Origin of the sequence: uncultured Anaerotruncus sp., from assembly GCF_902490045.1 — a bacterium.
In the GTDB taxonomy this organism is placed as follows: domain Bacteria; phylum Bacillota; class Clostridia; order Oscillospirales; family Ruminococcaceae; genus Anaerotruncus.
In genome coordinates this window covers 1-6,911 of the sequence record NZ_CABUCJ010000121.1, presented here as the reverse complement: position 1 = coordinate 6,911, position 6,911 = coordinate 1, and the positions used below count along the sequence as shown (strand labels likewise).

The following is a 6,911-nucleotide window of genomic DNA, read 5'->3' as shown; positions in this document are numbered from 1 at the left end:
ACGCCGGGCCTTTTCGAGGGCGGAGCCCTGAGCCCGGGCCCGCAGGCCCTGCTTCAGGCGCTTTTTTGAGGGGTTTGGGGGACTTTTTTCAAGAAAAAAAGCCCCCAAAAAAAGGAGCCGCTAACGCGACTCCTCATTGACGTCGATCTCACCGTTTTCGCGTTCAAATCCGCGGATGCACTCCCGCACAAGGAAGAGGACCTGTCCGCTGATCGAACGTCCGTAATATTTTGCGATATACTGGAGCTTCGCGTGGGTATCGGGATCGATATGAAGCCCCAGATGCTTACTTTTTTCCAAGTCCTCACCACCAAGACTAATTTTGTACTTATTATGTCTTGATTTTAGACTTTTTGGGGTTTATAATGTTGTTGGTGTACTTAATTTAAGTACACATAATTTGCGCGGCGATTTTGGGGAAACGGTTGTGCGCGCAAAAAACCGGGGCGGGTATCGAAAGATACCCGCCCCGGCATTTTTCTCTGATCAGCCGCCCAGCTCTCCCAGAATCCTGTGGTACATGTCGATGTACTCGCCCGCCGAGCGGTCCCACGAGAAGTCGCAGGCCATCGCCTTTTGGACCGCCTTGGGCCAGACCTCGCGGTTGTAATAGAGCCCGCTGGCCCGGTCGATCGCGCCGAGCATGTCGTGCGCGTTGTAGGTCTTGAAGGTGAAGCCGTTGCCCTCGAGGTTCATCCCCATGTCGGTGATCGAATCCTTGAGGCCGCCCGTCTCGCGCACGATCGGCAGGGTGCCGTAGCGCAGGGACACCATCTGGGCAAGCCCGCAGGGCTCGCTCTTGGAGGGCATGAGGAAGCAGTCCGCGCCCGCGTAGATCTTGCGCGCGAGGTCGGGGATGAATCCGATGCGCACCGCCGTTTTGCCGGGATATTTGGCCTGCATCTCCTGGAAGAAGCTCTCGAAGATGTAGTCGCCCGAGCCGAGCGCCACGATCTGGAGCTCCCGTTTCATCAGCTCCTCGTAGATGTACTGGATGAGGTCGATGCCCTTGTGCGCGACGAACCGCGTCACGACGCCCATCAGCATCGTATCCTTATCCTGCTTGAGGCCCATCGTCTTTTGCAGCTCGGTCTTGTTGACGTATTTCCGTTCGATCGTCTCGGGACCGAAGTTCGCGTAGAGCGCCGGGTCGGCCTCGGGGTTGTAGCTCTGGGTGTCGATGCCGTTGAGGATGCCCATCAGCTTGTGCTGGTTGGCGCGCAGCAGGCGGTCGAGGCCGTGGGAGAACCACGGGTCGGTGATCTCTTTGGCGTAGGTCGGGCTCACCGTCGTGACGTAATCGCACACCTCGATGGCCGCCTTCATCATATTGAGGCATCCGTCGTAGAGCATGGTGGGCGCGGCGTAGTAGGGGAGGCCCAGCACGTCGGTCGCGATCTCCATGCCGTATTTGCCCTGGTACTGGATGTTATGGATGGTGAAGACCGTCTTGATGTCCTTGTACTTGTCGAGGTGGCGGTAGAAGAGGTTGAGGTAGACGGGCGTCATCGCGGTCTGCCAGTCGTTGCAGTGCAGGATTTCGGGGTCGAAATCGACGTACTGGATCATCTCGCAGACGGCCTTGGAGAAGAAGGCGAACCGCTCCGCGTCGTCGTAGAAGCCGTAGATGCCGCCGTCCCGCTTGAAATAGTACTCGTTGTCGAGGAAGTAATATTTAACGCCGTTGTAATTGCTCTCAAAGACGCCGCAGTACTGGTTGCGCCAGCCGAGCGGAACGTAGAAGCTGCACACGAACTGCATCTTCTCCCGCAGCTCGGGCTTGATCGAGCTGTAGAGCGGGACGACGACCCTGCACGCGTGCTGCTTGCTGCGGATCGCCCGCGGCAGGGAGCCCGCGACGTCGGCGAGTCCGCCGGTCGCGATAAACGGGGTCGCTTCGCTCGCCACATATAAAATCCTCATGTTTTTCCTCCTGTATTCGCCGGCATGGCCGGTCTGCTGTGAGGACAGGGGCGGCATAGCCGCCCCTGTGCGAATGGCCTTCCGGTCAGATGCTGTTCCCCTTGGCGATATAGGTCGGATAGGTCTCATATCCGATCAGCACGCGGGAGTCCTTGATGAGCACATCCTTGTCGGTGATGACGTACTCGAGGTGGGCGTTGTCGCCGACATAGGTGTCCTGCATGATGATGCAGTTTTTGAGCACGGCGTTGCGCCCGATCTTGGCGCCGCGGAAGATGATGCAGTTCTGCACGTCGCCGTTGATGATGCAACCGTCGGCGATCAGCGAATTGCCCACCCGCGCCGACAGGCCGTATTTGACCGGCACCTGGTCGCGCACCTTGGTGAAGACGGGGCGCTCCTTCGGGAAGAGCTCGGCGCGCACCTTCGGATCGAGCAGCTCCATGTTGGCGGCAAAGTAGCTCTTCATGCCCGAGATCTTGTGGGTGTACCCGCCGAACTCATACGCCTTGATGTTCAGCTTGCCGACCGCCGGCTGGATGGCGTGGCGGATGAGCGAATACTGGTCGTGGCTCTTGCCCTCGCCGACCAGCCGCTCGAGCAGCGTCTTTTCCAGCAGCATGACGTTCATGTAGACATGCTGGGTGCCGCGCACGTCGGGGCGCACCGAGATGTCGGTGACGTCCCTCGTCTCCTCGTCGAAGGCGAGCGTCGTGGTGTCGCGCGCGCTCTCGGCGGAGACCTCGGTGGTCTTGAACATCATCGAGATCTGCGCGCCCGATTTGATGTGCTCGTTGATCATCTCGCGCAGGTCGATGTTGGCGATGATGTCGCTGTCGCAGAGGAGCACATATTTGGCGTTGTTGTGCTTGATGTAGCTCATCGCGCCCTGGAGCGCCTCGAGGCGGCCGCGGTAGATGCCGCTGCCATGGCTGCTCGCGAAGGGGGGCAGGATGACGAGGCCCCCGCGCTTGCGGGCGAGGTCCCACGCGCGGCCCGCGCCCACGTGGTCCATCAGCGACTGGTAGTTCTGCTTGGTGATGATGCCGATGTCCTGGATGTCGGAATTGACCATGCTCGAGAGCACGAAGTCGATCAGGCGGTAGCGTCCGCCGTAGGGCACCGAGCCGGTCGTGCGCCGCTCGGTCAGCTCGCCGAGCATGCTGTCGTGCATATTGGAGAAAATAATCCCCATTACTTTATTTTCTCTCATGTCCTTATTGCACCCCCTGAACGTCTTTGTCGATCATCGCTTTGGGGGCCACCACCGCGCCCGCGCCGATTTTGATGCCGTTACCGACAACGGCGATTCCCCAGTTGTCCCTGTTCTCGGCGTTCTCGGGCCTCTGGCCGATCACGGCCCCCTCCCCGATCTCGCAGTTTTCCGCCACGATCGCGTATTCGACGACCGCGCCCTTCCGGATCACCGTGCCGGGCATGATGATCGAATCGCGCACCACCGCGCCCTCCTCGACGGTCACGCCCGCGAAGAGGATGGAAAAGTCGACGCTGCCCGCGATCGTGCAGCCCTCGGTGACCATCGAGTTCTGCACCACCGCGCCGTCGGCGATGTAATGCGGCGGCATGACGGGGTTGCGGGAATAGATCTTCCAGCTGTCGTCGTAGAGGTCGAGCGGGACCTTCGGGTCGAGCAGGTCCATATTCGCCTCCCACAGGCTGTCGATCGTGCCGACGTCCTTCCAGTAGCCCTCGAACGGATAGGCGACCATCTTCTGCCCGTCGCCGAGCATCGCCGGCAGGATGTTCTTGCCGAAGTCCTTGGTGGAGAGCGGGTCGGCCTCGTCCTCGATGAGGTACCGGCGCAGCTTCTCCCAGGTGAAGATGTAGATGCCCATCGACGCGAGGTTGCTCTTGGGCTGGGGCGGCTTCTCCTCGAACTCGAAGATGGTGCCGTCCGGGTATGTATTCATGATGCCGAACCGGCTGGCCTCCTCCATCGGGACCTGCAGCACCGCGATCGTGCAGTCGGCGTTCTTCTCCTTGTGGTAGGCGAGCATCTTCTCGTAGTCCATCTTGTAGATGTGGTCGCCCGAGAGGAGCAGGACGTATTCCGGCTCATAGCGGTCGATGAAGTTGATGTTCTGGTAGATGGCGTTCGCCGTGCCGGTGTACCAGTCGGACCCGGAGGACTTCTGGTAGGGCGGCAGCACGAAGACGCCGCCGTTGGCGCGGTCGAGGTCCCACGGCTGGCCGTTGCCGATGTACTCGTTGAGCACGAGCGGCTGGTACTGGGTCAGCACGCCCACCGTGTCGATCCCCGAGTTGATGCAGTTGGAGAGCGGGAAATCGATGATCCTGTACTTGCCGCCGAAGGGCACCGCCGGCTTGGCGAGGTTCTGCGTCAGCGTGTACAGCCTGCTGCCCTGCCCGCCCGCGAGCAGCATGGCAATCCATTCCTTCTTGAACATGTTGTTACCCCCTTTGTTGATGGCTCAAGTCCCCTGGTTTTGGGGTTTCCTGCGCTCTTTCTTCACAACAGGCTTTTCGGCCGGGGCCTTCGCGGCCTTTTTCACCGTGGTCTTCGCCCGGACGGCCTTTTTTTCCGCCCTGCGCGGCCGGCCCTTGAGGAAGACCGCCGCCAGCGGCGGCACCGTGAGCGTGATCGACTGCTTCATGTCGTGGTCCGGCTGGTTCTTCACCCGGATCGCGCCGCGGTTGACCACGCCGCTGCCGCCGTATTTCACGTCATCGGTGTTGAAGATCTCGTCGTAGCTCGTCGCGTCGGGCACCCCGATGCGGTAGTCCTCCCGCGTCACCGGCGCGAAGTTGCAGACCACCACGAGGTCGCCGCCGTTTTCGTCGATGCGGCGGAAGACGATGATGTTCCGCGCGTGATCGTCGTGCGCCAGCCAGTTGAAGCCGTCCCACGAGTCCTCCACCTGCCACAGGCAGGCGTTCGCGAGGTAGAAGTGGTTGAGGTCGCGCACAAACTGCTGCATCTGCCGGTGGGACTCGTAGTCGAGCAGCATCCAGTCGAGCTGCTGCTTGTAGTTCCACTCGATGAACTGCGCGAACTCGCACCCCATGAAGAGCAGCTTCTTGCCCGGATGGGTCATCATGTAGGCGAGGAAGGTGCGCATGCCGGAGAATTTCATCGCATAGTCGCCCGGCATCTTGTTGATGAGCGAGCACTTGCCGTGCACCACCTCGTCGTGGGAGATCGGCAGGATAAAGTTCTCCGAAAAGGCGTAAAACAGGCTGAAGGTCAGTTTGTCGTGGTTGTAGCTGCGGAAGATCGGGTCGAGCGACGTATAGGCGATCATGTCGTTCATCCAGCCCATATTCCACTTGAAGTTGAACCCGAGCCCGCCCACATAGGCGGGCTTCGTGACCATCGGCCACGCGGTCGACTCCTCCGCGATCATCAGCGCGCTCGGATGCTCGGTGAGCACGGCGGTGTTCATCTTCTGGAGGAACGCCACCGCCTCGAGGTTTTCGCGGCCGCCGTTGACGTTGGGCAGCCACTCCCAGTCCTCGCGCCCGTAATCGAGGTAGAGCATCGAGGCCACCGCGTCGACGCGGATGCCGTCGATGTGGTATTTCTCCACCCAGAACATCGCGCTTGAGGTGAGGAAGCTCACGACCTCGTTGCGCCCGTAGTCGAAGATGCGGGTCCCCCAGTGGGCGTGCTCGCGCTTGTGCACGTCCTCGTATTCGTAGAGCGGCTGGCCGTCGAACTCATAGAGGCCATGCGCGTCCTTGGGGAAGTGCGCGGGCACCCAGTCCATGATCACGCCGATGCCCGACTGATGGCACCTGTCCACAAAGTACATAAAGTCGTGCGGAGTGCCGTAACGGGAGGTCGGCGCGAAATAGCTCGTCACCTGATAGCCCCACGAACCGTCGTAGGGATGCTCCATCACCGGCATCAGCTCGACGAAGTTGTAGCCCATGTCGTTCAGGTATTCGACCAGCTCGTCGGCGGTCCTGCGGTAGTCGTAGGGGTTGCCGTCGGGGTAGCGCCGCCAGGAGCCGAGGTGCATCTCATAGATGTTGACCGGGCTGCGGTAGGGATTGAAGCCCTGGCGGCTCGCAAACCACGCGCCGTCGTTCCACTCGTAGCCCTCGATGTCGTACAGCTTGGAGGCCGTCTCCGGGGGGGTCTCGGCATGGAAGGCGTAAGGGTCCGCCTTCATCAGGGCGCGTCCATCTTTGGTCTTCACGCAGAACTTATATAAATCATATTGCCTGAGACCGAAAATCATGCATTCCCAAACCGCATGATCCTCAAGAAGCGTCATCGGATTCGCGTCCGGGTCCCAGTCGTTGAAATCGCCGACGACCGATACCGCCACGGCGTTGGGGGCCCACACGCGGAACACAAACCCGGCTTCATCATCCTTGCGGCAGGGATGGGCGCCTAGGTACTCATAGGCTTTGTAGTTCGTCCCCTGATGAAACAGATACAATGGAAAGCTGTCCTTCGTCTTGGTTTTTTTTGGCTTAACCATTGCCCTCACCTCCCTTTTTTATAGTTTAACAGTTTTTGGAGCGTCTTTCAAGTATTTCTTGTGAAATATCGAGTAAAAACAATGAAAACTTTCCAACCATTTTATTGATATTGCATATATTTTATGCACATTCCTGTTCCTTTCGCCTAACGATATTTTCCAATTGCAGCCGTCCGCCCGCCGTCAGAGGCCCGCGAGATTTTATTATAACATGAATTCTATGTCGTTTTGGCATGTAAATGGTGGGGGAAATTGTTCTTTGATTTGCCGCTCGGAGATTGCCGGGTCCCGACGGCCCGCAGGCCTAGTGTCGGAGGCGTATCCCGCCGACGACCGCCCCGACGGGCGGCTTTAGATATTCCGCTCAGCGAGCGGCGGAGCTTGCCGGGCCCCGACGGCCCGCAGGCCTAGTGTCGGAGGCGTGTCCCGCCGACGACCGCCCCGGCGGGCGGTTTTAGATTTTCCGCTCAGCGAGCGGCGGAGCTTGCCGGGCCCCGACGGCCCGCAGGCCTAGTG

The 6,911-nt window shown here is 60.0% G+C and carries 5 protein-coding genes; all 5 read right to left on the bottom strand.

The annotated features are described in order from the left end of the window. Positions 1-120: 120 nt before the first annotated feature. A complete protein-coding gene (locus tag RDM88_RS10830) occupies positions 121-300 on the bottom strand; it encodes a hypothetical protein (protein WP_308754854.1) in 180 nt (59 codons plus the stop codon). A 186-nt stretch (positions 301-486) separates the two neighbouring features. Next, positions 487-1,923: a glycogen synthase GlgA gene (gene glgA, locus RDM88_RS10825; protein ID WP_308754853.1), complete on the bottom strand. Its 1,437-nt coding sequence runs from the start codon at positions 1,921-1,923 to the stop codon at positions 487-489. 85 nt (positions 1,924-2,008) lie between these two features. Then, positions 2,009-3,136 carry a glucose-1-phosphate adenylyltransferase subunit GlgD gene (glgD, locus tag RDM88_RS10820; protein ID WP_308754852.1) on the bottom strand — a complete coding sequence of 376 codons (1,128 nt, stop codon included), beginning with the start codon at positions 3,134-3,136 and terminating at the stop codon, positions 2,009-2,011. Positions 3,137-3,140: 4 nt separating this feature from the next. Continuing rightward, on the bottom strand, positions 3,141-4,352 hold the full coding sequence (locus RDM88_RS10815) for a glucose-1-phosphate adenylyltransferase (RefSeq protein WP_308754851.1): 1,212 nt from the start codon (positions 4,350-4,352) through the stop codon (positions 3,141-3,143). A gap of 24 nt (positions 4,353-4,376) precedes the next feature. Next, positions 4,377-6,395 carry a 1,4-alpha-glucan branching protein GlgB gene (gene glgB, locus RDM88_RS10810; RefSeq protein ID WP_308754850.1) on the bottom strand — a complete coding sequence of 673 codons (2,019 nt, stop codon included), beginning with the start codon at positions 6,393-6,395 and terminating at the stop codon, positions 4,377-4,379. Positions 6,396-6,911: the final 516 nt, after the last annotated feature.

Coding starts and splice junctions, on each gene's coding strand:
- glgB (WP_308754850.1), bottom strand. CDS start 6,395: ATGGTTAAGCCAAAAAAAACCAAGACGAAGGACAGCTTTCCATTGTAT.
- RDM88_RS10815 (WP_308754851.1), bottom strand. CDS start 4,352: ATGTTCAAGAAGGAATGGATTGCCATGCTGCTCGCGGGCGGGCAGGGC.
- glgA (WP_308754853.1), bottom strand. CDS start 1,923: ATGAGGATTTTATATGTGGCGAGCGAAGCGACCCCGTTTATCGCGACC.
- glgD (WP_308754852.1), bottom strand. CDS start 3,136: ATGAGAGAAAATAAAGTAATGGGGATTATTTTCTCCAATATGCACGAC.